Raw genomic sequence first — 26,525 nt, 5'->3', positions numbered from 1 at the left:
GCCATTATCAGAAAAATATAAGGCGCGCGATGCAAGACCCGTCTCATCCCGCAGTGCATGCGCGCGACGCCGCTCTGGAAGCGGCGCCCTTCGGCATGTTCATCTGCAATGCACGCGGCACGTTCGAGCACGTCAACGCGGCCTTCGAAAAACTGACGGGAATGACCGCGAATGAACTGGTCGGCCGGCGTAGCTTTGAGTCTCTGCACGATCCGGCAGAGCTTGCGAGACGTCGCGGCGAATTGCCGATATTGGCCAGGATAGGCGCCCGCTACGAGAGTGAGTGGACCTATTTGCGACGCAGCGGCACGCCGGTACGCGTGGTGCTCGCGCTGTCCCCGCTCTCCGGTGAAGGAGTGTGTCATCCCGGCGACGCGCGTTACGTCGGCGTTGTCGTCGACATGACGCGCTATGCGCAATCGGACGCGCGCCTCTGGTATGTGTCGCATCACGACGGCGTGACGCGTCTGCCCAATCAGACGCTTTTCACCGAGCGCCTCGAGTTGACGATCGCACGCTGTGAACGCCATACGAGCGGCTTTACCGTGCTTATCGCCGAGCTCGATCACTTGCGCAAACTTCGCGACGCACTCGGTTTGCACGCAGCCGAACTCGTGTTGCAGATCGTCGGCGAGCGGTTGCGAGGTCTCTTTCCGAACGACGGCACGATCGCCTCGATCGGCGGCACGCAGTTCGCATTGCTGATCAACGAGACCGGCTCCGCTGCCGATGCGTTCGCCGCCGAGGCGCTCAGCCGCATTGCCGAACCGATCGACTACGGCGGTACGGCGCTGAACATTGCGGCGAGCATCGGCATCGTCGCGTATCCGGACGACGGCGGCGATGCGCCGACGTTGATGCGCCGCGCGGGCGTCGCACTCTCGGCGGCAGCGGCGGTCAACGGCAACGCCGTCCGGCGTTTTTCGACCGCGCTCGAAGGGCAGGCCGCGCGCCGCTTCCAGATCGAGACCATGTTGCGTGAAGCGTTGGAGCGCCAGCAGTTGCATCTTGTCTACCAGCCGCAGGTGACGCTCGCCACCGGCCGCATCGCGCAAGTCGAAGCGCTGCTGCGCTGGAATCATCCAGAGCGCGGCATGATCAGTCCGGCCGAGTTCGTGCCGGTTGCCGAAGAGTCAGGGCTCATTGAGCAGATCGGCGAATGGGTGATCCGCACCGCGTGTCGCGACGCCGGCAAGCTGCTTCGCATCACGGGCAACCTGCCACGCGTCGCGGTTAATGTGTCGCCGCAGCAGTTCCAGCGGCACGACCTCTTCGAGACCATTCGCGGCGCGCTCGACAGCGCCGCGCTCGCTCCGTCCTATCTGGAAGTGGAGATCACTGAAGGTGTGTTGCTGGGCGACACCGACCAGACGCTAGAAACGCTCCACGCGCTGCGCGGGCTCGGCGTGGAGATTGCCGTCGACGACTTCGGCACAGGCTATTCGAGTCTCGCGTATTTGACGCGGTTTCCGCTCAATCGCCTCAAGATCGACCAGTCGTTCGTGACGAGAATGGCCGGCGATCCGCAATGTCACGCGCTCGTCGGCGCGATCGTCGCAATGGCGCACGCACTCGGGCTGCGCGTCACGGCGGAGGGCGTCGAAACACCTGAGCAAGCGGCGCAGCTACAGGCGCTCGGCTGCGACGAGGCGCAAGGTTTCTGGTTTTCGCGGCCGGTGACGGCGTCGGCGTTGGGGAATCTGCTGAGTCCGTCGGGCGCGTGATGTCGGTGGCATGCGTGCCGTCCCACCATCTGACTGGCCGCCGTGTGTGACGAGTTGGCGCAATATTTGCATTGTGTCGCACCATCACGGCCCGAGCAAAACGACCCGGGCCTGACCAGGAGGAGACAATGCGCGACGACACGTATCACGCCGTAACCCCATTCGCCCCCAACGAGACTTGCTGGCTCACCCCGTCGATTCAGAAGTCCCATGAACGCTCGGAAGTGTTCGGTCTGAGCGAGTCCATGCGTCCCGACTACGATGTGCTGCCGGCCGGCGAACTGGCGCTGAAGCTCGAGCAGAACCGCATTCTTTGCGCGCACGCCACGCCGGTCATGGAAACCCTCCATGAGCAGATTGTGAACACTCAGAGCATGATCGTGCTGACGGACGCCGAAGGTCTGATCCTTCATTCGATCGGCGACGACGACTTCCTGCGGCGCGCCGAAAAGGTCGCGCTACGGCCCGGCGCGAACTGGGCGGAAAACCGGCAAGGCACCAATGCCATCGGCACAGCGCTCGCCGAGCGCAGCGCAATCGTCGTGCACGGCGAGCAGCACTATCTCGCCGCCAACCGCTTCCTGACCTGCTCGAGCGTGCCGATTCTCGATCCGTACGGCGATCTCATCGGCGTGCTCGACGTCACGGGCGACCATCGCAGCTATCACCAGCACACCATGGCGCTCGCAAAGATGTCCGTACAGATGATCGAGAATCACCTGTTTGCCAACACGTTTCGCGAAACCTTGCAGATCGCATTTCATGGCCGCCCGGAATTTCTCGGTACCTTGATGGAAGGCATCGCCGCCTTCACGTGCGACGGCCGCTTTCTGTCCGCGAATCGCAGCGCGCAATTCCAGCTCGGCTTGCCGCTTGCGGGGTTGCGCGCGCATACGCTGTCGTCGCTGTTCGGGCTTACCAGCGCCCAGTTGATCGACCGTCTGCGCACGCATCGCGATCGTCATCTGTCGCTGAACCTGAGCAACGGCGCCGTGGTGTGCGCGAACGTCCGGTTCCGCCGCGCGACAGTCGCCGAAGAGCCCGCCCGTTCGCGCACGCCGACTGAACCGGCTGCAGCCCAGCGCAGCGAACCGTCCGCCATGCCCGCGCATCCGCTGTCGAAGCTCGGTTATCTCGACACCGGCGACCCGCAGATCGCGGCGGTCATCGCCAAGGTGCGCAAGGTCATCGGCAAGAACATCCCGATTCTGATCACCGGCGAGACCGGCACCGGCAAGGAACTGCTCGCGCAGGCGATCCACAACGATTCGCCTCGCCGCGCCGGCCCTTTCGTCGCGGTGAACTGCGCGTCGATACCGGAAACGTTGATTGAATCGGAACTGTTTGGCTACGAGGAGGGCGCATTCACCGGCGCGCGGCGCAAAGGCGCCGTCGGCAAACTGTTGCAGGCCAACGGCGGCACGCTTTTTCTCGATGAAATCGGCGACATGCCGTACCCGTTGCAAGTGCGTCTGTTGCGGGTGCTGCAGGAGCGTCTCGTGAACCCGCTCGGCTCGACAAAGTCGATTCCCGTCGATGTCGCGATCATTTGCGCGACCCATCGCGATCTGCGTGAAATGATCGCGCAGAGCCGCTTTCGCGAGGATTTGTACTACCGCCTCAACGGTCTGGTCGTCAAATTACCGCCGCTGCGCGAACGCACCGATCTGTCAGCGGTGATCAGAAAAATGCTGGATTGCGCAGCGGCTGAGAACGGCGGCGGCCAGGCGCTCAGCATCGCAGACGACGTCATGACGCTCTTCGGGCAATGCGCGTGGCCCGGCAACTTCCGCCAGCTCGGCAATCTGCTGCGTACGGCGGCGGTGATGGTGGATGCAGACGGAGAAATTCGCCGCGAGCATCTTCCCGACGATTTCTTCGACGACCTGCGTGTCGCCGGCCCATCGTCCCCGCACGGAGTGGATGTGTTGTCGTTACCGAGCGGGCGGCTTCACGACGTTGCCGCGAGCGTGATCGCCAACGCGGTCGCGCAGCATGGCGGCAACGTGTCGGCTGCGGCTCGCACGCTCGGCATCTCGCGCAATACCATCTATCGGAAGCTGCCGGCGCACGGCGCGAACAACAGCGAAGACGCAGCGTGACTCGCGTGGGGAGCTATGCGCTGCGATGCTCCGTTGTGCAACAGCACTGTTCCGGAATTGAACGGGTGCGAATTTCGACCCCGCGCCCAGCACGCCGTGCTTGTAACGCGCGCAACAGGCGTTGGCCCGCAAACAAGCCGTCGCTTGGGACGCAGCGCTTTGGCTGCACTACAGGCGAAATGAAAGCGCCGGTCGATACGTTCGGCATGGACATTGCGTTCATAAGAGAACCGCTTCGACGATGCGGTTTTTTATCAAATGTCCTATTCAAGGAGACAGCCATGCAGTGGACCACCCCCGCTTACACCGACTTGCGCTTCGGTTTTGAAATCACGATGTATATCGCCACTCGCTAAGCCATGTTCAAACGCCGCCGCGCGCGTCACGTTGCACGAGGCGCGCGGCGGCGTTCAAAGCATCGCCTAGGCAAGCATAGATTCCGGGGTTCGATGCAGGCAGCGCCCTGCCACAACGAATCAGAAACGCGTAACTGCCATGAATGCTCCGGATACTGAAAACTTCATCGGTCCGCGCCCGAATTTGCATCCGCTCTTCCGCTTGCAGCGGGATGTCGCGCAAGACGGCTATGTGCTGGTGTCTGCGGCAGGGGTCGTCAAGTTGAATCCTACAGCAGGCGAAATACTGAGCCGCTGCGACGGCACGCGCGAACTCGACGAGATCATCGGCGAGCTCGAGGACATGTTCAACGCGTCGGATCTCGCCACGGACGTCTATCGTTTCATCGAGCATGCGCGGCAACGCGGCTGGGTAGAGTGATCACGACTTGTGATCACGACTTGAGTGTTCGGCGGCGCAACGCGCTCTGCACACGCGTTAAAAGCGCCCAGCGATTTTCCTGAACCGCAGGGAATCGCTGAGCGCTTTCACTCCCGCCGCACGGCGCGAATCACATTTTCACCGCTTGCCTCTAGGGCGAAGTACCCGCATTGAGCGAGCTACCGGCGCTCAGCGGTTTCGACGACGCCCTCGCGCTCTCGTCCGTCAGCTTGCTCTTTCCGGCGCTGTAGCCGTTCCAATACAACAGGAACGCCATGATGTCCGCATAGTCTTGCGGCTTCATCTTGCCGGGACGGTCCGCGGGCATGTTGGTCGCCATATACCCATACACACCGCCGATAGTCAGCTTCGCATTCGCCGTCGGCGCAAACGACGGACCTCGCAACGCGGGCGCGTTCAGTCCTTGCAGATCGGGACCGTGGCACTTCGCGCATGCACTCGAGTACAAGGTCTTGCCATGCGCGACCTGGGCGCGGTCGAAAGCCGGCGCGTCCGTGGACACGGCCGCATCGACCTTGATGAAATGGCCCTCGGCAATCTCGCGACCACCGGCTCGCATGATCGCTCCTTTGATGTCGGCATGACGAGGACCGTCGCGATACGCAAACACCGCTGCGTCCGGCATCGTCGCGTGTGCTGTGCGAGGCAGCGTCCAGCCGCGCGTCAACGTGGCGAGCCTGCCGTCGGACTCCATCTTGCGCAGCGCGGCGTCGATACGCGGCTGCAACGCTGCTCCGTTTTTGCCGAACGCAAACACCAGTTGCCAGTCGGCATATGCCGAAGCGGCTTGCGCGATCTGAAAGCGCCGCTCGGGATGCGTTTTCGTATAAGCAACGACAGCCGGGTACCAGACGATCGCACGTTGTGCATGTCCGTTTGCGACGGCATCGACGGTGAGTTCAGCGGTGTTCTCAAGATCGAGCTTCACGTTCGGTTGCTGCACGGCGATCAACTGCGCGGGGCTCGCATATGTGGCCGCAACAATCTCGGCGTCGCCTGTGTGCGCCGCGGGTTCATGCATCGTCACGCTCACATAGCCCGAGTGCAGATAAGTCCGCGAGAAAGTCAGCTTGCTATTGGAGCCGTCGGCGACCTCGGAGCGCGGAAAGCCGGCGATCACATCGCACTTGCGGGCGAGCGCCTTGTCGAGTTCCTTAAGCGAGACACCGTCGTCGTCGTTGCTCGCGAAACCTCCTGGCGCAAGCGTCAAAGCAACGCCGGCGGTGCGAAATGCTTCGCGTGTGACGGCCTCGTCGAGCACCGTCGAAGGGCTGCCTGGAAAAGTGCAAACGCGCACGCCCGCGCTGGCGTGACCAGGCATCGGCATGCCGCTCGCCAGCAACGTGCCGGCTAGCGCAAAAGAGTTGAGTCGAGTCTTCATGATATTGCTTCCGGGAAGGGCGGGCCGCCGCAAGCCACCTGCGCGCGCGATCAGGCGCGCGAGGCCGGCGCGGCGCCCGCGTGGAGGTCAGCCGTGGTTGAGTGCAAAAACGTACAGCGTGCCGCCGCGTGGAATCTTCTCGGCAGCTTTCGCCATCGGCCCGCCCCAGATTGGATTAGCGCCGCCATAGCCGGCGAGAATCGCGACGTACTCCTTGCCGTCGACCTCGAACACCGACGGTTGCGCCACGATGCCGCTGGCGAGCTTCGGGCTCTTCCAGAGCACCTTGCCGGTCGACGAATCGAATGCGTACAGATGGCCGTCCAGCGAACCGCTAAACGCGAGTCCGCTCGCGGTGGTGGCAACGCCACCGTTCCACGGCAGCTTGCTCCAGTAACTCCACATCTTCTTGCCGGTCGTGACGTCGATAGCCTGCAGTTCGCCGTAGCCCTTGCTGCCAGGCTCAGGCTTGATCTCGAAGCCTTCGCCGAGGTACGGCAGTCCTTCCATGTACGTGACCGACTTGCCGGACAGCGACATGCACGCATGCAGCGCCGGAACAATCGCAACCTGCCTGTCGGGGTCGTACGAAACCGACCACCAGTTCTTGCCGCCGAGGAAGCTCGGGCACGTCTCGATGGTCGTGCCTGTCTTCGGGTATTTCGACGGGTCCTGAACCGGCACGCCGTCCGCCGTGTAGCCCGTCACGGAGGTGGCCTTGACGAAGGGCTTCGCGTAGATCAGCTTGCCCGTGCCGCGGTCGATTGCGTGGAAGTAGCCGTTGCGGTCCGCATGAATGATCGCGTCATAGTTCTTGTCCTGATACTTGATGTTCGCGAGCACCGGCGTATTGACGCCGTCATAGTCCCAGGTGTCGTGCTTCGTGTACTGGTAATGCCATTTGAGGTCGCCGGTCTTCGGGTCGAGCGCGAGCAGCGAATCCGAATAGAGGTTGTCGCCCGGCCGCAGATCTGCGAGCCACGGGCCCGGATTGCCCACCCCCCAGTACAGCGTTCTCGATGCCGCGTCATACGTTCCCGTGAGCCACGCAGGCGCGCCGCCGTGCTCCTGCATGCCGTCGGGCCAGGTGTTGGCGCCTTTCTCTCCGGCCGCCGGCACCGTGAAGCGCTTCCACAGCACGTTGCCGTTATCGGGATTCAATGCCGCGATGAAGCCGCGTGCGCCATACTCGCCGCCCGCGCTGCCCACCACCAGTGCGCCGTCGATCGCGAGCGGCGCAAGCGAGAACGCATAGCCGACTCCCGGCTCGAACATCGTCTTGCGCCATGCGAGCGAACCTGTTTGCGCGTCGAGCGCGACGACCTCGCCGTTGAGCATCGCGACATACACGTTCTTGCCGTAAAGCGCGACGCCGCGATTGATCACGTCGCAGCATGCGGTCTTGAACGACTCGGCGCCGAGCTTCGGTTCGAACTTCCACAACTGCTTGCCGCTTGCCGCATCGAATGCATAGACGTTGTCTTTCGGCGTGGTCACGAAGAGGTAACGGCCATTGACGATTGGCGTGGCTTCGAAACCCTGTTGCAGATCCGCGGGAAATTTGTAGCTCCACACCTGTTTCAACTGCTTCACATTCGCCGTATCGATCTGCTTGAGCGGCGAATGTGCCTGGCCGTTGTAGGTGCGGTAATACGTGAGCCAACCCGGATCGCTTTGCGCGGCGCTCAGCCGGTCGTAGGTGACGGCGGGATAATCGTCGGCGAAGGCGGCCGTTGCGCATGACAGACTGACGACCGCGGCGACGCTTGTTGCAAGCGCTCGCGGCCGCAGCACCGAAATTGAACGTGCTTTCATCCTTGTCTCCTGTGTCGACCTGAGGTCGCGCTTAAGCGCTGCTCCGGTCTCATGCGACGTGGTCGCGGCCAATCAGAACTCGAGCGCGGCGCGCTGGTCCGATCCACACCACATGGTTGCTGTTGAGTTATCGACGCGAAGCCGGACGGCGACGTCATCGCTTGCGAACGCAGTCTGGCTGCGAGTCGTTCAAGGCAAATCGCATGCCATTTCGGCAGTGCTAAGCCGCAAGACGCGCCAGGCTGGAGAGGCGGGAAACATTGGAGCCCGTCAGCGTGCTTGCTGACGGTCATGACGCTGTTGCGCGTTGGCGCAACCAGGCGGCTATGTGTTGCGAAAAAAGACAGCGCGGCTTCGAGTGCGCGAGCGACGCGCCGTCGAGCTTACTGACAGCGGTGAGCCTTCAAGTGATGGACCAGGATCATTCGTTCGATCTCAGGTGACGGGCGGGGCACCCGCGTCAGCGCGCCTCGTCAGAGCCCATCTGAGTTGGCGTTCCCTGATGCGCAGGTTGATACGGTCCGACGCAAGGCGCCCGAGCGTGGAGAGTGCGTCGCGCTGCGACTGGAGGAGTCTGCGCGGCGCGCGGTCGATCACAGCCAGCGACCCGAGCGCGTAGCCCTGAATGTCGCGAACGCTCACGCCCGCATAGAAACGGATGTGGGGCTCGCCCGTCACCAGCGGATTCCCAGCAAAGCGCAGGTCGGCCACCGCGTCCTCAACGACGAATACGTCGTCCTGCTGGATCGTGAAGTTGCAGAAGGCCCATGAACGCGGTGTTTCGCTGCGCTCAAGGCCCCAATGAGATTTGAACCACTGCCGCTCAGGCGTGAGCAACGTCAGCAACGCAATGGGCGCCTCAAGCAGGGTTGCCGCCAGTCGCGTGATCTCGTCGAACGCTTCTTCCTCAGGCGTATCGACTACGCCGGCGGCGGCAACGGCCATCAACCGTTGCGACTCGTTGCTCGCTGGATCTCCGCTCTCCGGCCCGACCGAAGGCCGTGACAGTGCCCCTTTGTCACCGAGTAAGTGGCGCACTGTCTTCTGCAGAATTTCCGAAGTCCCACCCGCCGGCAACACATGCAGGCGGCCTCCTGGGCCCCCGAGATTCGCCGCCTGTTCGCCCGGCACATCTCCCGGCACATCTCCAGTCACGACGACATGCGTGTGTCCGAGGCCCGGATGCTGGAGGATTTCTTTTATGAGCCGCGGGTAGACGCCGTCTTCCCCGTCGAATTCCACGACGATCACTGGCGGTAGCAGATATCCGGCCGTTAACAATGTTGCGAACGGGTCGGAACCGGCACGAACGGTGCACTCCGGCAAAACGCCCAAGGTTTCAACGTAGCGATGCATCTTATGTTGCGGCGCATGGACGAGGACCATCGCAGGGCCGTGGATTCTTTCACGCGCCAGTCTCGCCATCAGGTCCATTACAGCGCTGCGGCGCACGCGCCGGTGGCCGCCTGGCGTTTTCCATGAGTCGAGGGCGTTCTGTTCGATCCATGTCTGCGCAGTGCGGATCGAAACGCCGAGCAGTTCTGCTGCCGCCCGGGTGGTGATGATTGGGTCTTCCATCTTGTTCCAGTCTTTTCGTCCCCGGGAGGATACGGCATATAGGGGTTAACGGTGAATGACGAAAAAAATATAGCAAATTCGGCAAATCGAGTTAAGATGGGTGCTCGTATCAACCATCGTCCTTCCCGTACCCCGACGGGCAAGGATTTCTGAAACCGGCCATTGGCCGGTTTTTTTTTGGAAAAGCCACATGGCGATGAATTCGGCAGAGTGGACGCGGCGCCGTTTTAGGCATCCGCATAAAATGGCAAAAATGGAAATTTCGCTAAAGAACCGTCGGGCTCGCGCCGTTATCAATATTTGAAGACGCCGGTCAGCGGCGAAAACAATACGAGCCGGACAGACAACGGGAGGCGAGACCATGAGTAGCAGTGAGCAGACTGAAGCTAGCCAGGCCGCAACGACCTGGGTCGCGCGCCAACCGATTGTCGACCGGGTGGGCCGGCTCGTGGCTTATGAGCTTCTGTTCAGGGATGGGCCTGGCCCCGGGGCGAATATCCACGACGGGTTTGGCTGCACTGCGGAGGTTGTCGAGCGCACTGTGGGGGCGTTGGGGATTGAGGCAGTTCTGGACGGTCTCGATGGATATCTGAATTGCACGGCGGACTTCCTGCACTCCTCGGTGACTCAGATCCTCGGGGGCAGGCGCTTCGTGCTGGAAGTACTCGAGACGTGCGAGCTCGACAACCAGCTCAAAAAACGATGCGCTCTGCTGCGCGCTGCCGGATTCCGGATCGCGCTGGACGATGTGCTGCACATCACTCCCGACATCGAGGCTTTTCTGCCGGTAGTAGACATCGTCAAGCTCGAGTGGCCCGCCATTGAAGCAGGCAGGGCAAAGACAGTGGTGCGCGATCTGAAACGCACTGGCAAGGTCGTCGTAGCAGAGAAGGTCGACGATAGGCAGCAGTTGCAGGTTGCCATCGATTCGGGCTGCGACATGGTCCAGGGGTTCTACTTCAGCAGACCGGAACTCATGCAGGCGCGCCGTATGGTGCCTGACCTGGGCCAGGTGCTGGAGGTGCTGAACCTGCTGATCGACGATGCCTGTGATCACCGGATCATACGTGCGCTGTCGACCATGCCCGTGCTGGTGACGCAACTGCTTCGGCTTGCGAACTGCCCGGGTACTGCCAACCAGAAACGTACGGCCATTTCATCGCTGCACCACGCACTCGCTGCGGCCGGGACAACGAGGCTCTTCCAGTGGTGCAGCCTGCTGCTTTACAACCATGGGGACTTCGACATCGTCTCCCGTGACCCGCTGATTGCGCTGGCGACTCAACGCGCGTCTCTCATGCTGAGACTCGCCCTGTTGCAGCGCCCGGCTGGAACGGCGTTCGCACAGACCGCCTACCTCACCGGCATGCTGTCGTTGCTGCACGTGAGTTATGCGCGGGAACAGGCTGAGTTTGCTCAGGAGCTTCCGCTCGAGCAGTCCATCAGGGCCGCGCTGACCGGGCGCAGCGGAGAGCTGGGTGAGCTGCTTGCCGTTGCAGAAAGCTACGAGAGCGGGCCGCATGGGAAGGCGCGGGAGCGAAAAGCGGACGCCTGCGTTGCGTCGCCATTCGTCGGATCGACCATGGAGCAAGGGATACGCACGTCACCTTCGAGGGAATGCTTATCGTACGCCTGATGTCTGCGGAGACTGGAGGTCCTGAATTACGCGTTAAATGGACTGCAAGAATAATTAAGCATACCGAACATTATTTATTAGAAGTGTTTACACCTGGCACCGTTCAGTGTGTCATTGACCGATCCGATATATCTGAGACACATCAAGTGGGAGTTGAGCAATGAAGTATCTGGGCAATCTACGAATTGGGGCGCGACTTAGAGTCGGATTTGGCGTTGCGCTGCTGTTGCTGCTGCTGACCGGGGGGCTGGCGGTTCTGCAGGTCTCCAGAATCTATGGAGGCACTCAGGACATCGCTGAGAACTGGTTGCCGAGCGTGCAGAGTCTTGGGGAGATCAGGGCCCTGGCGAACGGCGTGCGCAGGGCAAGTCTGCGTTCCATACTGGAAAGCGATGCGCGCCAGAAACAGGACCAACGCACGCAGCACGACGTGGCACTGTCATCGCTAAGTACTGCGATGGCCGACTATGAGAAGCTTGTTTCCTCGCACGAGGAACAGCAGATCGTCGACAACATGAAGAAGGCGTGGACGACATACCTCGGTTCCGACAAGAGCCTGCTTGAACTGTCCGAGTCGGGAGACGCTGGCTTTGCCGCCGCTAAAACACTCGCAACGGGCGAGTCCGCACGGCAATTCACAGATGCGCTTCAATGGATCGAGCAAGGTGTGAAGCTGAATCGCGCTGGAGCAGCTGCAGCGAGTACTGAAGCTGCGTCGAACTACCGTAGTACGGTTGTGCTCACTGCAACGCTTGCCTGTGCGGCGATCCTTCTTTCTATCTTCGTGGCGTGGCTGATCACACGTTCAATTGTCACTCCGCTCGGCCGCGCGGTTGGTATTGCCGAGACGGTGGCCCGCGGTGATCTCACATCTGACATTGCGGTGTCCGGTTCCGATGAAACCAGCCAACTGTTACTGGCGCTGCGAAACATGAACGAACGACTCGTGGACGTTGTCAGCCGCGTTCGATCCAGCAGCGAAAGCATTGCTACCGGCTCCTCGCAGATTGCCGCCGGCAACACTGACCTTAGCCAGCGAACGGAAGAGCAGGCGGCATCGCTCGAAGAAACCGCAGCGAGCATGGAGCAGCTGACCGCGACGGTGAAACAGAACACGGATAACGCCAAGCAAGGCAATACGCTGGCCAGCAACGCATCCGAGGTGGCAGCAAGAGGTGGCGAAGTCGTGGCGCAAGTGGTTCACACCATGCACGACATTTCCGCGAGTTCGGCAAAGGTGGCCGAGATCATTTCCGTGATCGAGGGCATTGCATTTCAGACCAACATCCTCGCGCTCAACGCGGCAGTCGAGGCCGCACGGGCCGGGGAGGAAGGCAGGGGATTCGCCGTTGTCGCCAGCGAAGTCCGCGGACTCGCGCAGCGTAGTGCTTCGGCGGCAAAAGAGATCAAGGAACTCATCAGCCAGTCCGTGGCGAAAGTGGAGGCCGGAACATCACTGGTCGATAACGCGGGGACGACCATGAAAGAGGTGGTCGACTCGGTAAAACGTGTTACTGATCTGATGGGGGAGATCGCTTCTGCGTCGGTCGAACAGCATACCGGTATCGAGCAGGTGAACCAGGCCGTCATGCAGATGGACGAGGTGACGCAGCAGAACGCGGCTCTTGTTGAGGAAGCCTCTGCAGCTGCGCAGTCGATGGCGGCGCAGTCAGGCACGCTGCGCGAACTTGTTTCGACGTTTCGTTTGCCCGCGCACGTCGTCGGCCTCGCAAGCCTGCCGGAGCACACGACGGTCGCATCAAGCCGCCCTATGCTGAAGACCAGGAAGAGTGTCCAGCGCAGGACCGACGCACCCGTTATGTCCGGCGATAGCAATCCGGCCTGGCAGTCCTTCTAGCCGTGCCTTGATGCTCGGGGCGAAGCCGGGTCGCGCCTTGCATGCGGCCCGGCACACTTTTCTGGATGAGGCATAACGTGTGCGCTGCGCTCTGTCGACACCGAGCGTAGGACCGGCTGCGTTCACCGGGTTTGTCATTCACCACTCGATTTTCAAAGGCTCGCCGCGCAGCAAGGGCAACAAGCGATCGCCGACGCCGAGCGAGTTGAATACCGACGCGAGGTCGTCGGCGCTTTCCGTGTTGTGCTTCCAGCCTTCGTTGTGCACTGCCAGGATCTTCGCATTGGGGAAGGCGTGGGCGGCAGCGAGAGCATCGTTGCTGTCCATCGTCATCTGGAAGCGTCCCCGCGGTTCGGCCGCGCCGGCGAAGACGATCACCACCTTTGGAGAATACCGGCGGGCGACCTTAGCCGTGCCCTCGTACCAGACCGTATCGCCGGTCACGTAGATCGCATCGCCTTCTTCCTCTTCTCCCAGCAGAAAACCGATGACGTCACCCGAATACGGCTCGATTCCCACCGGGCCATGTCGTGCCGGCGTCCCGGTAATCAGCAAACGCCTGCCGCCCGGGCCTTCGAACGTTTTTGTTTCGAAGGGGGCGAGGCCCAACGCATTGCCGCCCAAACGCTCCTGCCCGGACATCGTGGTGAAGGTCGTTTTCACGGCCGGCAAGATTGTGCGCCCCGCTGAGTCGAGATTATCGAAGTGATGGTCGTGGCTGAGCAATACGGCATCTAACGAGCCGATCTGCTCGATCGTCATCGCGGGACCGGTGGTTTTATCAAACGTCACTGACTTGCCATGGTATGGCTGGTAAGTACCAGGCGGATCGAACGTCGGGTCCGTTAAAAACCGGCAGCCGTTTATCTCGATCAAAGTGGTGGGTCCGCCAATCAGGGTAATCGTTGCACCAGTCATCACAGCGCCTAATGTCGAATGAGAATGCGGCGATTATGGCGACATCGCTCTCCGGGCGGCATTCCTCGTATTTGTTCAGCGGATGATCAATTTTGTACAGATGCACTCAAGGCGGAACCGACGTGCGTGCGACACGACTCTTGGCAAGGGCTAAGCGATGTCCGAGCGCAACCTATTCGATCGATTCACGCTCGCTGGAGAAGAGGTTGATCAGAAAGTCGGCGACCGTTTTGGTTGCGAGGTCGGTGACGCCATCGCGTCGGATCAATAGCCAAAGTTCTCGTGATGGCGGCGCTTCCAACATCAGGCAGCGCACCAATGTATCCTGGTTGCGCCCGACAAAGTGCGGTAATAGGGCGATTCCTGCGCCGGCGCGCGCCGCTGCAGCCTGCATCACCTGACTATTGCTTCTGAATGCCATGCGGGCGCGCGGGTAGGTTTCACTGAGCCAGGTGGCTTCCGGCAAGTGCGCGTTGGCCTCGTCGAAGCCAACAAAGGTTGGGCTCTCGCCGGCATCCAGACGTCGCCGCCATTCGTCCAGAGCATAAAAGCCGAAACCGACCGTCGCCGCCCGCTTTGCAATGACATCGCCGTCAGTTGGCCGACCGAACCGCAGCGCAATGTCGGCTTCACGTCGCTCGAGGCTGACCGCTCGAAAGTCGGTGGCGAGATCGATATCCAACGTTGGATAGGTCGTGCTCAAGCGGGCCAGTTTTTCGACGAGAAAGCTTTGGGCCAAACTGGGAGGGGCATTGACGCGCACCAGTCCACTCGGGACCTGGGTTGCGCCTCGGCGTCCGAATCTTGCAGCCGCCGCTTCCATCTCGCTCGCAGGAGACAGAGCGCGCACGCCAGCCGCGGTCAACGCATAACCATCGGGACGACGTTCCACCAATTTCTCCCCCATCGCTTTCTCGAGCGTCCGAATGCGGCGGGATATCGTCGCGTGGGAAAGCGACAGCGCACGCGCTGCGGCTGACAGGCTCCCATGACGTGCAAGAGACACGAAGATACGGATGTCTTCCCAATCGAACGGTGTGCGGATTTGATCAGCCATTGTCGGAAATTAGCGAATGGTTCAACGAAAACATGCCGATTAGCATGAGTCCTTCGATGAGCAACAGCATCTGTCGATGCATGAACGGCGGCTCGGGCGTTTGCTCAACGCAAAATGCGCCGAAGCTCTTCAAAGGCAAAAGGATACGTGATGCGTGAAGGAATCAAGGGTAAGGTGGTTTTGATCGTAGGCGGCGCGGGCGGAATCGGCTCTGCCGCGGCGAGAGCGTTAGCCGCAGACGGCGCAATCGTTGCCGTTGCGGACATAGATGAAAAGAGATCGGCGCTGCTGGTCCAGCAAATTCGTGCCGAGGATGGAGACGCCAGGCACTACAACGTCGACGTCACTCGAAAGAGCGATATCGAGCGGGTCGTCAATACCGTCGTCGCCGATCTCGGCAAGCTCGACGTGCTAATCAACAGCGCGGGCGTCATGTTGATTCGTCCGATGGCCGAGGTGAACACCGAGGAATGGGAAACCACGATTGACCTGAACCTGAAGGGGATCCTGTGGGGGATCGCAGCCGCCTTGCCCGTATTTCTGCGACAAGGCTCTGGCCACGTGATCAACCTGGGCTCGGTGCATGGCCTGAAGGTGTTCTCACCGGGTGGCGCCGTGCACTCTGCTTCCAAGTTTGCCATTCGAGCGCTCTCGGAAGGATTGCGAGCCGAGATGGCCCAACATTCAACCCGGGTGACCTCGATCACGCCCGGTGCAGTAGACAGTGGTATTCAGAACAAAACTACCGGCACCGACAGCGCCCGCATTCTGGAGATCTACAAAAAAGCGATTTCTCCCACAGCCGTTGCGCGTGCCATTGTGTTCGCCATCGAGCAGCCGGCTGAAGTCGATGTCAACGAAATCGTCGTACGTCCCACTGCGCAACTCATCTGATTTCGTTTCATCGAGTGACGTCGCCGCGAGCGAACATCGGCCCGCGCCTTCACCGTGCACGTGCGGCCAGGCGCGCAATCATCCGGTCAGCCATCGCGCGGTCGATGACTTCGAATGAGCGGCTCGTGCGCTCATAGGCGTACATGTCGCCCGTCGCGATGTCGAACCACCAGCCGCTCAATACCAGTGCCCCGGACGTGACCTGCTGATGAACTATCGGGTATGTCATCAGATGCTCGAGTTGCACAAGCACGTTGAGTTGCGACAATTGATCGTGCGTTTTCAACGTCCCATTGAGCGGACCTTCGTTTTCGAGGCGAAATGCTGCGTTATTGGCGTGGAAAAGCCATCTATCGAGATTCGGCGCTTTCAGCTTGGCGTTGTGTGCATATACGGCTTTCATCGCACCGCACTCGGAATGCCCGCATACAACGATATTCGCGACTTTCAGCACCAGCACTGCGTACTCGATTGCGCTTGCCTCGGAGAGGTCGCCGGTAGAGGTTCCTTCCGAAGTTGCTGGTGGTATCAGATTGCCGACATTGCGCATCGTGAACAGATCGCCCGGATGGGTCGAGACGAGCAGGTCCGGCACAACCCGGCTGTCCGAGCACGTAATGAAGAGCGCATCGGGCGTCTGCGCAAGCGCCAGTTTGCTGAACTGCTTCGCGTATTGCGGCAGCATTTTCTCGCGAAACTCGACGATGCCCATTATCAGTTTGCGCATGGCTTGTCTCCGGAAGGGCCACTTAATAGTTATTTGTCGTCGAGACCGCCGAACCTCCAAGCCCTTGCGAGTCAGGGATGCGGGCCAACGCCAGGTCTTCCGGGAATGGATGATGCCTGGTGATCGCACGGTCGATCAGCATTAGCTCGACGCGCAATGCCTCATGACGATGCTCCGGCAGACACTGGATGAGGTTCTCTATCGCCGCGCGCAGACGCCGTGCGATTTGAATGCTGCTCGCGCCATACTGACGTATCTCGCGGAAACTGATATGCACGAAATCTTCCCAATTGGGCGTTCGCAAGATCACGCGAACCCGCCCCGAACGATCCTCGATCTCTTCGACGCGCAAAGAACGTTTGCCCACCATGCGTAATAGCCGGTGCAACTGATCGATCGCAAGCACCGCCGTGGTCGGATCGTTTATCGCCGCCGACAGCGCTTTTAGCGCAATATCGACCAGGATGCGAAACGCGAACATAGGGTCCTGCTCCATCGTGCGCTCCGTCCCGAAAGCGACGAGCGTGCGCAGCTTGTTTTCGTCGATTGCGCCGAAGTTTCCGTACAAATGAAAGAGTGGTTCGTCCACCGCGACGAAATCACCGACTTGCGGCACGAATTCGATCACTACGTCAGCGCGCCGTGCCTTGGCCACCAGCCTTTCCAGATTCACGGCCAGAACGATGCCGGGCTTCCCGCGCTGAGAAACAATGCGATCGGGTACGCCTCGCTCTTTGTGAAGTTCCGGCGCGACGACCACGCCCGTAGACGGGGAGGGGTAAACGCTCTCAATAACCGCGATTCCTTGCTCTCCCACGCGAGCCACGAGGCTGACAGGGCGCAAAAATTTTGCCGCGTAGTCGATCAAAAAGAGAAAAGCGACGACGGAAGTAAATCCGAATAGCGCTGCAATGAACACTTGCAGCTGGAGTACCTGATTCTCGCCCATCCAGCCGGCCGTTCTATTGGCGAACAGCAGTGTGAAAACGAATAACCCCGAAATGCTACGGATGACGTTATCGCGCAGCAATGTCGTCGCGATGATTCGCGGGGTGTACTGTCCCCCGGCTACCTGGATTGCGACGAGCAGCGAACCAAACGTGAATACCAGGAACGCCAGGTCTGCGGAAACGATGTCGCCGAGCAGCGACCGCGCACCCGTCATGGACAGTCCAAGAAGGCTGGTTTTTGCGTCAAGGGTCCCTTGCCTCGTCATCCATCTTCCGGTCATTTCAGCCACGGGCTTTACCACGGCATAGATCGCGATCGCAATGAGCGGCACAGTCCACAGCGAAGATCTCAGGTAGCTCTTCAAGCTGTACCAGCGATTCCAGTCCATGTCTGTTCTCTCTCTACACGGTTCATATCGCGGTGTGGCCGAAGGTATCCGCGGTGCGTCAGCCAGTATTTAGTGGAGGCTTCACGGGCGGGCGCGCACAGCGCTCAGATCAGTCCAAAACCGGCGCGAAGCAGGTTACGGACACGCAAACCTTCCCGATGCAATAAAACACTCGAACTTCAGGGTGGTCAATGAGACCTTGGTCCTGGACGTCGAGATTCCGGAATGGCGCCTCGATGGGCTTGTCCGCCCGAATATTTGTCGGCGCAAACGCGCCTCTTCTGGAAAACGCCGCAACGGCGCACTAATATGGTTTGAGGAACCAGTCGCAGACTGCAGAGGTCCTGATGAAAAAATCGGAAAGGCGGGTTGCGATCGCATTGGTCGGCGTCGCTCTATGGCTGAGCGGTCTTTATACGACTATCGTCGGCTTGCTTTACGATCGCCCGGCGGAGTTTCGCTACGGCGTACTCGCGATTTTTTTCGGTGTCGCAATCGCCGTGATTGCGCTTAACCTGATATCCATTCCAGGCCTGTCGAGCAAAAAAAAGCCGATCTCGCGATAGCGAGTGCGCCTGGAAGATCCCTCTTTGTTGTTCTGAGGAACACTCAACGCCGGCGGTCCCTGTAGCTGCGCATCGCAACTCGCGACCGCAAATCGATGCGGTACCCCGATGACACGGAAGTCAATGAGCGTGTTTAATACGCGTTATTGGTTCCGACCTGGAGTCCGCATGTCTATGTATGTTCTCGCATTGCTGATTGGCGTTGTGGCAGGGCTTCGCACGATGACTGCACCCACCGCCGTCAGTTGGGCGGCGTACCTCGGCTGGTTGCCGTTGCGGGAGACACCGCTCGCATTCTTCGGCTTCGCTGCCACGCCCTACGTTTTCACGGTGCTGGCGATCGCGGAGTTCATCGTCGATCAGTTGCCCAATACCGCCAGCCGCACCGTGCCGATACAGTTCGGCGCGCGTCTCGTGTCGGGCGGACTGAGCGGCGCGGCGATCGGCGCGGCGCACGGCGGTTGGGTCGGCGGCGTGATTGCCGGACTGGTCGGCGCAGTCATCGGTACATTGGGCGGCGCGAGAGCCCGCGGAGCCATGTCGCGCGCGTTTGGTCGCGACCGGCCGGCGGCGCTGGTCGAAGACGCAGTGGCGGTGCTCGCCGCCGCGTTGATCGTAATGGCCGTGCAGTGACCGGACCGGGAGCGACGTAGTTGCCTTGCTCGAACGATATCGTCAAGTTTGTCTATTAGCACCGCGCTTGCGGCCCGCAATTTGAAAGAGCCGGTGCGGCGCTCCTTTGCCTCGCGAACTTTTCGCCACTTACCCCGGCGTATCTGACTGGAGACCTCTCATGTGCCGCTGGCTCGCTTATTCCGGCAACCCGATTCAGCTTGAAACGGTGATGTTCAACGCCAAGCATTCCTTGATCGATCAGAGCCTGAATTCGCGGCTCGGCCACACGACCACCAATGGTGACGGCTTCGGGATCGGCTGGTACGGACATCCGACCGACATACCTTTTCGCTACCGCTGCATTCAGCCCGCATGGAGCGACCGCAATCTGCGCGAAGCGGCGCGAGCGGTCCGCGCGCCGCTATTCGTCGCCCACATCCGGGCGGCGACCGACACGCCGTCGCAGGAAACCAACTGTCATCCGTTCCGTCATGGGCGCTGGCTGTTCGCGCACAACGGGCTCGTGCGTAATTATCCTGCGGTGCGTCGCGACCTGATGATCGCGATTTCGCCCGAACTGTTCCCTTCGATCGAAGGCTCGACCGACTCCGAAGTGATGTTCTTCCTCGCGCTCACGTTCGGTCTCGAACTGGAACCCGTTACGGCTCTCGAGAGGATGGTGGGGTTCGTCGAAGAAACGGGGCGACGCCACGGTGTCGCCGAACCGTTGAACATGACCGTCTGCGCAACCGATGGCGAGCAGATCGTCGCCGTGCGCTACTCGAGCGAAAGGCAGTCGCGCTCGTTGTTTCACAACACGTCGTTCCGTCACCTGCACCAGTTGTATCCCGACGATACGCGCATCGCGATGGCCGGGCAAGATGCGTTTCTGGTTCTTTCAGAACCGCTCGCCGATTTGCCAGGATGGTGGCAAGAGATTCCGGAGAGCACCGCGGTGGTGGCGCGCGGCGGCGAGATCGAGCGGTTCGCATTCGAGCCTCGCGATGCCGCCGGTTAAGCCCGCGATTTGCATGGTCGAGCGTTAATACCCCTTGGTGTACAGCGACAGATGGTTACTCACCGAGGTTACGCCCGGCACGTTCATCGCTACCGTCGCGGCCTGCTCGATCTGGGCACCGTCCGGCACGCTGCCCGATAAGGTCACGACGCCGCCGCGCGCCTTGACGAATACGTTCGATACGTTGAAGTGGGGCGCTTTAGACAACGCTTTGCGAACATCGCGGGCCAGCTTCTTGTCGGACTGTGCCGTACTGCCTGAGCTTGCACCTGAAGCTGACGTCGTCGGCATGGCGTTGCTGGTTTGCGCGTAGACGTTCGAGGCCAGCGTCAGACATCCGGCGAAGACAAGCCGACTCACGACGTGAAGTGGTTCATGATTGCGTCTCCAGGTGGTTTTAATTAACTCTGAATCAAAGATAGCCAACGTTTCGTTCCGAATAAAGCCGTCTGTACGGTCGCGGCTAAACCTGGCTTAAAGGTCTCGCGCCATTGACGAGTGAGCGAATGCGGCAGCGCTTAGCTAAGCGGGTACAACACACTCGGGCATAACGCTCCTTGGCGCGTGGCCATGATCATCGACTGAACCAGCGATACTGCAGCGTCAACGAAATGGACGTGAAGTCTCCGCCGGCTCGTGTGACGAGTCCGTGCGAGAAGGCCAACTTGGTCGACCAGCCTCGTGCAATGGGCACGGAGAGCGTCATGCCGTATCGTATATTGGCCGATCGATCGGCGGCGTCGACACCGTTCGTCGTGGTTCGGCCGCCTGCTGCGTAGCCGATATCGCCCGCGACCCAGAGGCCGGGGCGAAAACCGTAGCCCACGTGCAACTGAAAGATCATTAAAGGCGCCTGGCTGCGCTTCTTGCCGCGAAAGAAGTCATTGTTAGCCGTAAAGAACCACGCACCGGCGGACCCGTCCATGAACCAGTTTCCGAATGGCTGCGAGATGCCCAGTTCGGGCTTGAATGCCCATCGGTTTGCGCCAATGTTGACGAGCCTCGAATCCACATACTGCCCGGACGGCGCAATGACCGTCAGGCTGGTGCCAAGCGACGTAGTCGATTCCGGCTTCGTGAAGGCCTCGGGCGGCAACGGTGGATTACCGAAGACGTTGTAAGCGAAGCGAAGTCGCGTGTCTCCAATGCCGCTTCGATGTACTTCGGTGGGCGCGTCGATCACATTGCCGCTGACGTTGCCGCGCGCGAACGGCACTCCGACTCCGAGCGAGGCTGTGTGACCGAGCAGATCGAAGGTCCTGACGTAGCCGAGCGTCAGCAGGTTGAATTGGGCCTGCACACCGGTAATCGGTAAAGACGAGTCCGTCAGTACATCGCCAGAAAGATGCGAGTATGTTGCGACCAGAAAATTGGTGCCTACAGGCGAAGGAGAATACGAGCGAGGTTCCAGTTCCTGTGAACACGCTGGGGCGTTGGCCAGTAGAGTGCCGAATGCACTTGCACACGCAAGCGCCCAACGGCACCAGATACGCGTCATCGTCGGCCTGAATGGACGGTCGAGCGCAGCGCGCGACCGCGCCCGAAAATGAACCGGAGTTGGCGAATCCAGCGTAACCGCTGGCTGATCCACCGGTAATACGACCTTGGTCTGATTACAGGAGTCGTACAGCGGTGCGACCATGAACAGACGCCGATCAAGACCAGCGTGGACTACGCTTTGCATTGGCCGTTAACGCGGTGCCGCTTGCTCATGCACGCCTCGAGAACATTGCCGTCGCGCATCCATTACAAGTACTGCCAGTACCCTTGATCAACGCGCAGATTCTTCGGGGACGCGAGAGATAAAAGCACGCCAGGAGCCGGCGATGAGCATGCTGTCATGGTTGCTGAACCGCCACCGTCACGACGATCGAGCCGATCACCAGCAGATGAAGCAAATGTTGGATCGCGTCGTCGGAATGAGCCCTCCATTACGTTTCGCCCGGAATTATGAGGCGCGTCTGTTGCCCGCGTTGACTGAAGCCGTGCGTTACATCGAGCGGCTCACTGCGGAAGTTCCCGCTGCGCACGAGGCGACTGCTGCCGCATGGTCCAGCGATCCCTGCATTCACGCCTTCTTTACGACGCCGCAGGACGTATGTGCCGCATTGAGTCAATCAGAACACTTGCGGAGTTACTTCGAGGAGCATGCGGAATTGCTTGAGGTATTCGCGGTGTTGGGCATGGCCTTGCATCAGAGACAGGTGTTCGGCGTTGCACAGCACGGCGTAGCCACCCGATCCGATGTCGCTCAAACTACCGTCAGTTTCAGCGATCATCAGGTGCGCGTATGCGGCGCAACCGATTCAGAACTTCGTCAACAGATCGTGCTGCGGCTGCTCGACCAGTTGATGTTGCAAGGCCTGCAAAAAATCGAAACCGACGAATCGCGGCGCAATGCCCTTCAGGAAGAGCGCGCACTGTTGAGAGCACGCCTCGTGCTATTGGAGCGGCAAGCCGCTGGCGTGCAGTCCATGCTGGGAAGCAAAGCGCCGCCGAGCGTCGGCGAGATGGCGAGTGCCCAGGCGCAACTCGACCGGAACGAACAGGAACTGGCGAAGCTTGGTCTCAAGACGGAGACGATCGAGCGTGGACTGGGTGTGATATGCGAAGTACTGTCTTCGCCGGGGCCATACCTATGCGTGCAACAGAAAAAGCTGCGGCTAGACCCGATGAATATCGTGGCCGATGGTACGGATGGTACGAATGGAACGGGTGGTCGGGAGGCGAACGAGGTCGAGTTCACGGTCGTGCAACTGCCTGAGTCCGCCAACCTGACTCGTGCGTTTGCATTGCTGCGCTTCAAACGCAGTGATCTTCTCCCTGAACGGGATATGTTTGGAGAGGCGAGGCGGCTGCTGATCTGAGGCTGGGAAGCGCGTAACCCATTCATAGCGGATGAGTTATTGCGCTGAGTGCCGCTCGAGGTAATGATCGACGGCACTCCCCACGGTCGGATGAAATTGCGCATCGCCGAGAACATCGGACATTTCGAAACGTCTGAGCTTGTCTCGCACAGGATCCTTCATTTCCGCAAAGTGCAACTCAATGTCGCGCTTGCCTAGTGTTCGCGTCAGTTCTCTGAGCATATCTGCCGAAGTCACATCGATGCTGGTGACAGGCTCGGCAGCCACTACGATTGTGCGCACGGGCGTTGGAGATGTATCGACGGCTTCCAGCAGGCATTCCTGAAAAAGCTCGGCATTGGCGAAAAACAATGGCGCGTCCCAGCGGAATAGAAGCAGTCCCGGAATCCGCAAGGCATGCGGATAGCGCTCGATGTCATGGTAGCCGCGGAGGTGTTCCACGCGTCCGAGAATGGCGTAGTGGGGGCGCCAACCGTCCCACAGGAACTCTATGACTGCGATCACGATTGCGATGCAGATACCGGGAATCGCACCGAAGACGGCGACGCCCACGAAGCAGACAATGGAAAGCCAGAACTCCCATTGCTGGATTCGAAAGATGCGGCCGAGGTCCGCAAATTCGAACAGGCCGAGGGCTGCGGCAATGACGACAGCGGCGAGCGCGCTATTGGGCAGGTAGCGCATCAGATTGGGCGCGGCGATCAGAAGAATTGCTACCGCCACCGCGCCGACAACACCGGTCACCTGCGTTCTCGCGCCCGCTGCTTCGGCCACGGGTGTTCGCGAAGAACTGCTGCTGATCGGAAAGCCCTGAAAAAAGCCAGCCGCTAAATTGGCCGCTCCCAAGCCGACCATCTCCTGGTTTGGATCCACACGTGTATGAAATCGCGCAGCGAAGGTCCGTGACAGCACGCTGGTATCCGCAAATGAAATCAGTGCGACCGCACAGCCGCCCAGCAGAATCTTGATGGGATCGGCATCGCCGATCGATGGCAACGCGAATGACGGCAGACCTTGTGGGATCTTGCCGAGTACTTTGACGCCTCGGCTGTCCAGATCGAAAACGATAACGCTTAGCGTCGCGACCACGACGGCGATAAGAATACCCGGCACTTTATCGAAGCGTTTTAGCAACAGTATCAGCGCGAGGCTTCCCACACCGACCGCGAAGCTGTACCAGTTGGTTTTGCCGTCGACGATTGCGGCGCCAAGCGACAGCAGATCACGCAACGGTCCGCGGTCGTCAAAGGAAATGGCAAAGAGCTTGGGTAGCTGGCTGATCAGGACAGTCAGCGCAATGCCGTTCATGTAGCCGTATCGAATCGGCTTGGAGAGCAGTTCCGTAATGAAGCCGAGGCGGAGAAGCCCCATCACAATACAGAAGAGGCCAGAGACGATCGCCATCATGCTGGCTATCGCGATCGCGCGAGACGGGTCGCTGCCGGCGGTAGCGATAACGACGGCAAGAATCGGCGCGGCCAGCGCGGAGTCGGGACCGAGAACGAGAATCCGGCTGGGGCCGAAGACGGCATAAGCCAGTAACGGAACGATCGTCGCATAGAGACCGTAAACGCCAGGCACGCCGGACGCCTCGGCATATGCGATACCCACGGGTACGAGCATCGTGGTGAGCACCAGTCCCGCTGCAAGATCGTTAGGTAGCCAGTTGAGCCGATATGTCCGAAGCATCGTCAGACCGGGCAGCCAACGCAGCCATCGCCGCGCGGGCGCCGCAGTCTGTCCACCTTCCGGAACAGGATGGTCGGCTTGCATTTGTCGGATGGTTGAGGAAAAAAGTCGCGATATTGAGTGTTCCGCACTGCCATTTCCGCATCAAGGATAGGCGAGTCAGTCGGGCACGGTGAATGGGACCATGGTCCAATACCTCCCGCAGCAGGCGATGCGTAGACGGGCTTTGGCATGCATATTTACCGGTTACGAGTATTGACGCTCGTGACCGGCGGACCCGGTTTGCCAGCGCATGCAGTCTCGCGACGCAGCACGGTATCGGCAGCCGTTGACGGCCACAAGCCCGGGCTCCGAGCGCCGCTTTTAAATAGATCGCGACATTAAGCAGAAATGCGCCCAGAATGGGCAGGAGAGCGGCCTCTTCGTGGCCGCCGAAACGGGGGAACAAAATGGCAAAAGGTCAACTGCGTAGTAACCGCGAGGCGAAAAAGCCAAAACAGCCGAAGAAGTCACCATCACCGGGAACGGATCTGTTCAGGACGCCTGCCTCCAAGTCTGCCGTACCGAGTGCGGTAGCGAAGAAAAAGTAACGACACGCGCACGTGGCGGGCAGCCGCTTTGCCCCATGTGTGTGCGCATTTCAACAAGGTGTACGAGGCAGCTAGTAGCAGCGTCGCTGCGATTTCGCGTGCACCTTTTTCCTGTTTTTGGCGAGTCACCATCAGCAGAATTGTTATCGCTGATCCGTCGCTCGATCCACCCGACCCACGTCACCGCCGGCACCCGGCATCTCCAGCGCGCAGCGCGTCACGTGTTTTATCAATGAAAGGATGGTCCGATGAAACTGCGCGTGGGCTATGAGCTGGTCTATGAGTGCGCACAGCCGACACCGATGATGTTGATGCTGAACACACACTTTTCGCACGCTCAGGACGTGTTGTCCGCCGATCTTCTGGTTGTGAATCCGCCAGTGGCCATTACGCAGTATCGCGATAGCTTCGGCAATCTGTGCAGCCGCCTTGTTGCACCTCAAGGGGCGATCTCGCTTTCGACAAGCGCGCTGCTCAACGTCTCCGATCAGCCGGAGACGCGCGGTCCTTTTGACTATCAGCACGCCGTCGAAGCGCTCCCGGACGAGTGTCTCGCGTTCTTGCTCGGCAGCCGTTATTGCGAAACGGACCTGCTTTCCGACATTGCGTGGAAACTGTTCTCGGGCACGCCACCCGGCGGTGCACGGGTTCAGGCGATTTGCGACTACGTGCACCGCCATATCGAATTTGGCTACGAATTCGCGCGCCCGACCAAAACCGCATTCGATGCATGGCAGGAACGCAAAGGCGTCTGTCGCGATTTCGCGCATCTTGCTGTGGCGCTGTGCCGTGCAATGAATATTCCGGCACGCTACTGCACCGGCTATATCAGCGATGTCGGCGTGCCGCCGCCCTGGAGCGCAATGGATTTTGCGGCATGGTTTGAAGCGTATGTCGGCGGCTCATGGCAAACCTTCGATCCGCGCAATAACGTGCCGCGTATCGGTCGGGTGCTGATGGCGCGTGGCCGGGATGCCGCCGACGTAGCAATCAGCAATACGTTCGGCCCTACGAAGCTCATCAAATTCGACGTTCACTGCGCGGCGGAATGATGGGCGGTTCCGGCGCAGTCTGGAGCGAGGCGGTCGACACACGTTCGACACATGCCCGACGCCTCGCGGTGACATGTGTCGCCGGCCGAGTTAGCTGCCCCGATAAATGTCGCAAGACAAGCCAACGATACAAGGGCCCCCGTCTCGCCCTCTGCCGCTTGCGGCGGAGCCGCCGGGTTGCGGTCCAAGAGAGTCGTACCCGGGTGTCGCTGCCGTAGGTTGCGACATTGCAGGTTGCGACATGGTCGTACCTGATCCGTCGCTATTCTGGACAGGCTGGCCAGTTTGCGAATACGCGAGA

General features: G+C 60.3%; 22 protein-coding genes. 12 read left to right on the top strand and 10 right to left on the bottom strand.

Translation table 11 applies throughout. The annotated features are described in order from the left end of the window. Positions 1–29: 29 nt before the first annotated feature. The 4 genes from ACTJLB_RS10715 to pqqD all read left to right on the top strand — a co-directional run bounded on the left by ACTJLB_RS10715 (position 30) and on the right by pqqD (position 4,603). A complete protein-coding gene (locus ACTJLB_RS10715; RefSeq protein WP_087751242.1) occupies positions 30–1,724 on the top strand; it encodes a putative bifunctional diguanylate cyclase/phosphodiesterase in 1,695 nt (564 codons plus the stop codon). A 128-nt stretch (positions 1,725–1,852) separates the two neighbouring features. Next, a complete protein-coding gene (locus ACTJLB_RS10710; protein ID WP_440783237.1) occupies positions 1,853–3,826 on the top strand; it encodes a sigma-54-dependent Fis family transcriptional regulator in 1,974 nt (657 codons plus the stop codon). A 281-nt stretch (positions 3,827–4,107) separates the two neighbouring features. Further along, a complete protein-coding gene (gene pqqA, locus ACTJLB_RS10705; protein ID WP_033379411.1) occupies positions 4,108–4,182 on the top strand; it encodes a pyrroloquinoline quinone precursor peptide PqqA in 75 nt (24 codons plus the stop codon). Between the two features lie 139 nt (positions 4,183–4,321). After that, positions 4,322–4,603, top strand: a complete 282-nt coding sequence (gene pqqD, locus ACTJLB_RS10700) for a pyrroloquinoline quinone biosynthesis peptide chaperone PqqD (protein ID WP_408409887.1) — start codon at positions 4,322–4,324, stop codon at positions 4,601–4,603. 151 nt (positions 4,604–4,754) lie between these two features. On the opposite strand, the gene ACTJLB_RS10695 is transcribed toward pqqD, so the two are convergent. The 3 genes from ACTJLB_RS10695 to ACTJLB_RS10685 all read right to left on the bottom strand — a co-directional run bounded on the left by ACTJLB_RS10695 (position 4,755) and on the right by ACTJLB_RS10685 (position 9,398). Continuing rightward, complete coding sequence (locus ACTJLB_RS10695) at positions 4,755–6,005, bottom strand: c-type cytochrome (protein ID WP_440783236.1); 1,251 nt, start codon at positions 6,003–6,005, stop codon at positions 4,755–4,757. Positions 6,006–6,092: 87 nt separating this feature from the next. Next, positions 6,093–7,820: a methanol/ethanol family PQQ-dependent dehydrogenase gene (locus ACTJLB_RS10690; RefSeq protein ID WP_440783235.1), complete on the bottom strand. Its 1,728-nt coding sequence runs from the start codon at positions 7,818–7,820 to the stop codon at positions 6,093–6,095. A gap of 435 nt (positions 7,821–8,255) precedes the next feature. After that, positions 8,256–9,398, bottom strand: a complete 1,143-nt coding sequence (locus ACTJLB_RS10685) for a GAF domain-containing protein (protein WP_440783234.1) — start codon at positions 9,396–9,398, stop codon at positions 8,256–8,258. A 361-nt stretch (positions 9,399–9,759) separates the two neighbouring features. Between ACTJLB_RS10685 and ACTJLB_RS10680 the strand changes: the two genes are divergently transcribed. Continuing rightward, a complete protein-coding gene (locus ACTJLB_RS10680) occupies positions 9,760–11,034 on the top strand; it encodes an EAL and HDOD domain-containing protein (protein ID WP_440783233.1) in 1,275 nt (424 codons plus the stop codon). A gap of 160 nt (positions 11,035–11,194) precedes the next feature. Then, entirely contained in the window at positions 11,195–12,892 is a 1,698-nt protein-coding gene (locus tag ACTJLB_RS10675; protein WP_440783232.1) for a methyl-accepting chemotaxis protein, read from the top strand. Between the two features lie 138 nt (positions 12,893–13,030). On the opposite strand, the gene ACTJLB_RS10670 is transcribed toward ACTJLB_RS10675, so the two are convergent. Both ACTJLB_RS10670 and ACTJLB_RS10665 read right to left on the bottom strand, forming a co-directional pair. Continuing rightward, positions 13,031–13,810: an MBL fold metallo-hydrolase gene (locus tag ACTJLB_RS10670; protein ID WP_440783231.1), complete on the bottom strand. Its 780-nt coding sequence runs from the start codon at positions 13,808–13,810 to the stop codon at positions 13,031–13,033. Between the two features lie 172 nt (positions 13,811–13,982). After that, positions 13,983–14,867, bottom strand: coding sequence for a LysR family transcriptional regulator (locus ACTJLB_RS10665; protein WP_440783230.1), 885 nt, complete (start codon positions 14,865–14,867; stop codon positions 13,983–13,985). A gap of 150 nt (positions 14,868–15,017) precedes the next feature. On the opposite strand from ACTJLB_RS10665, the gene ACTJLB_RS10660 reads away from it, so the two are divergent. Then, on the top strand, positions 15,018–15,761 hold the full coding sequence (locus ACTJLB_RS10660) for an SDR family oxidoreductase (RefSeq protein ID WP_440783228.1): 744 nt from the start codon (positions 15,018–15,020) through the stop codon (positions 15,759–15,761). A gap of 49 nt (positions 15,762–15,810) precedes the next feature. On the opposite strand, the gene ACTJLB_RS10655 is transcribed toward ACTJLB_RS10660, so the two are convergent. Further along, positions 15,811–16,488 carry a carbonic anhydrase gene (locus ACTJLB_RS10655; RefSeq protein WP_020065365.1) on the bottom strand — a complete coding sequence of 226 codons (678 nt, stop codon included), beginning with the start codon at positions 16,486–16,488 and terminating at the stop codon, positions 15,811–15,813. 22 nt (positions 16,489–16,510) lie between these two features. Then, a complete protein-coding gene (locus tag ACTJLB_RS10650) occupies positions 16,511–17,827 on the bottom strand; it encodes a DUF2254 domain-containing protein (RefSeq protein ID WP_440783226.1) in 1,317 nt (438 codons plus the stop codon). A gap of 347 nt (positions 17,828–18,174) precedes the next feature. Here ACTJLB_RS10650 and ACTJLB_RS10645 point away from each other — a divergent pair, with 347 nt between their 5' ends. The 3 genes from ACTJLB_RS10645 (at position 18,175) to ACTJLB_RS10635 (ending at position 20,026) form a co-directional block, all read left to right on the top strand. After that, positions 18,175–18,393 (top strand): DUF2964 family protein, encoded by a 219-nt coding sequence (locus tag ACTJLB_RS10645; RefSeq protein ID WP_020065367.1) that lies wholly within the window; start codon positions 18,175–18,177, stop codon positions 18,391–18,393. A 168-nt stretch (positions 18,394–18,561) separates the two neighbouring features. Then, complete coding sequence (locus ACTJLB_RS10640) at positions 18,562–19,026, top strand: DUF4126 domain-containing protein (RefSeq protein ID WP_440783225.1); 465 nt, start codon at positions 18,562–18,564, stop codon at positions 19,024–19,026. Between the two features lie 160 nt (positions 19,027–19,186). Beyond that, entirely contained in the window at positions 19,187–20,026 is an 840-nt protein-coding gene (locus ACTJLB_RS10635; protein WP_440783224.1) for a class II glutamine amidotransferase, read from the top strand. Between the two features lie 24 nt (positions 20,027–20,050). On the opposite strand, the gene ACTJLB_RS10630 is transcribed toward ACTJLB_RS10635, so the two are convergent. Together ACTJLB_RS10630 and ACTJLB_RS10625 are read right to left on the bottom strand one after the other, a co-directional pair. Continuing rightward, entirely contained in the window at positions 20,051–20,446 is a 396-nt protein-coding gene (locus tag ACTJLB_RS10630; RefSeq protein ID WP_440783336.1) for a BON domain-containing protein, read from the bottom strand. 154 nt (positions 20,447–20,600) lie between these two features. Then, on the bottom strand, positions 20,601–21,326 hold the full coding sequence (locus tag ACTJLB_RS10625) for a transporter (RefSeq protein WP_440783223.1): 726 nt from the start codon (positions 21,324–21,326) through the stop codon (positions 20,601–20,603). A gap of 526 nt (positions 21,327–21,852) precedes the next feature. Between ACTJLB_RS10625 and ACTJLB_RS10620 the strand changes: the two genes are divergently transcribed. Further along, entirely contained in the window at positions 21,853–22,893 is a 1,041-nt protein-coding gene (locus ACTJLB_RS10620; RefSeq protein WP_440783222.1) for a hypothetical protein, read from the top strand. Between the two features lie 36 nt (positions 22,894–22,929). Here the strand turns inward: ACTJLB_RS10620 and ACTJLB_RS10615 are convergent, their stop codons facing one another. Next, complete coding sequence (locus ACTJLB_RS10615; protein ID WP_440783221.1) at positions 22,930–24,666, bottom strand: SulP family inorganic anion transporter; 1,737 nt, start codon at positions 24,664–24,666, stop codon at positions 22,930–22,932. Between the two features lie 754 nt (positions 24,667–25,420). Between ACTJLB_RS10615 and ACTJLB_RS10610 the strand changes: the two genes are divergently transcribed. Continuing rightward, entirely contained in the window at positions 25,421–26,224 is an 804-nt protein-coding gene (locus ACTJLB_RS10610) for a transglutaminase-like domain-containing protein (protein WP_087751262.1), read from the top strand. Positions 26,225–26,525: the final 301 nt, after the last annotated feature.

The sequence above is a fragment of the Paraburkholderia sp. 22098 genome (assembly GCF_052045935.1).
In the GTDB taxonomy this organism is placed as follows: Bacteria; Pseudomonadota; Gammaproteobacteria; order Burkholderiales; family Burkholderiaceae; genus Paraburkholderia; species Paraburkholderia caledonica.
The sequence above is the reverse complement of the archived record's forward strand: the minus strand, read 5'-3'. Positions and strand labels throughout refer to the sequence as shown.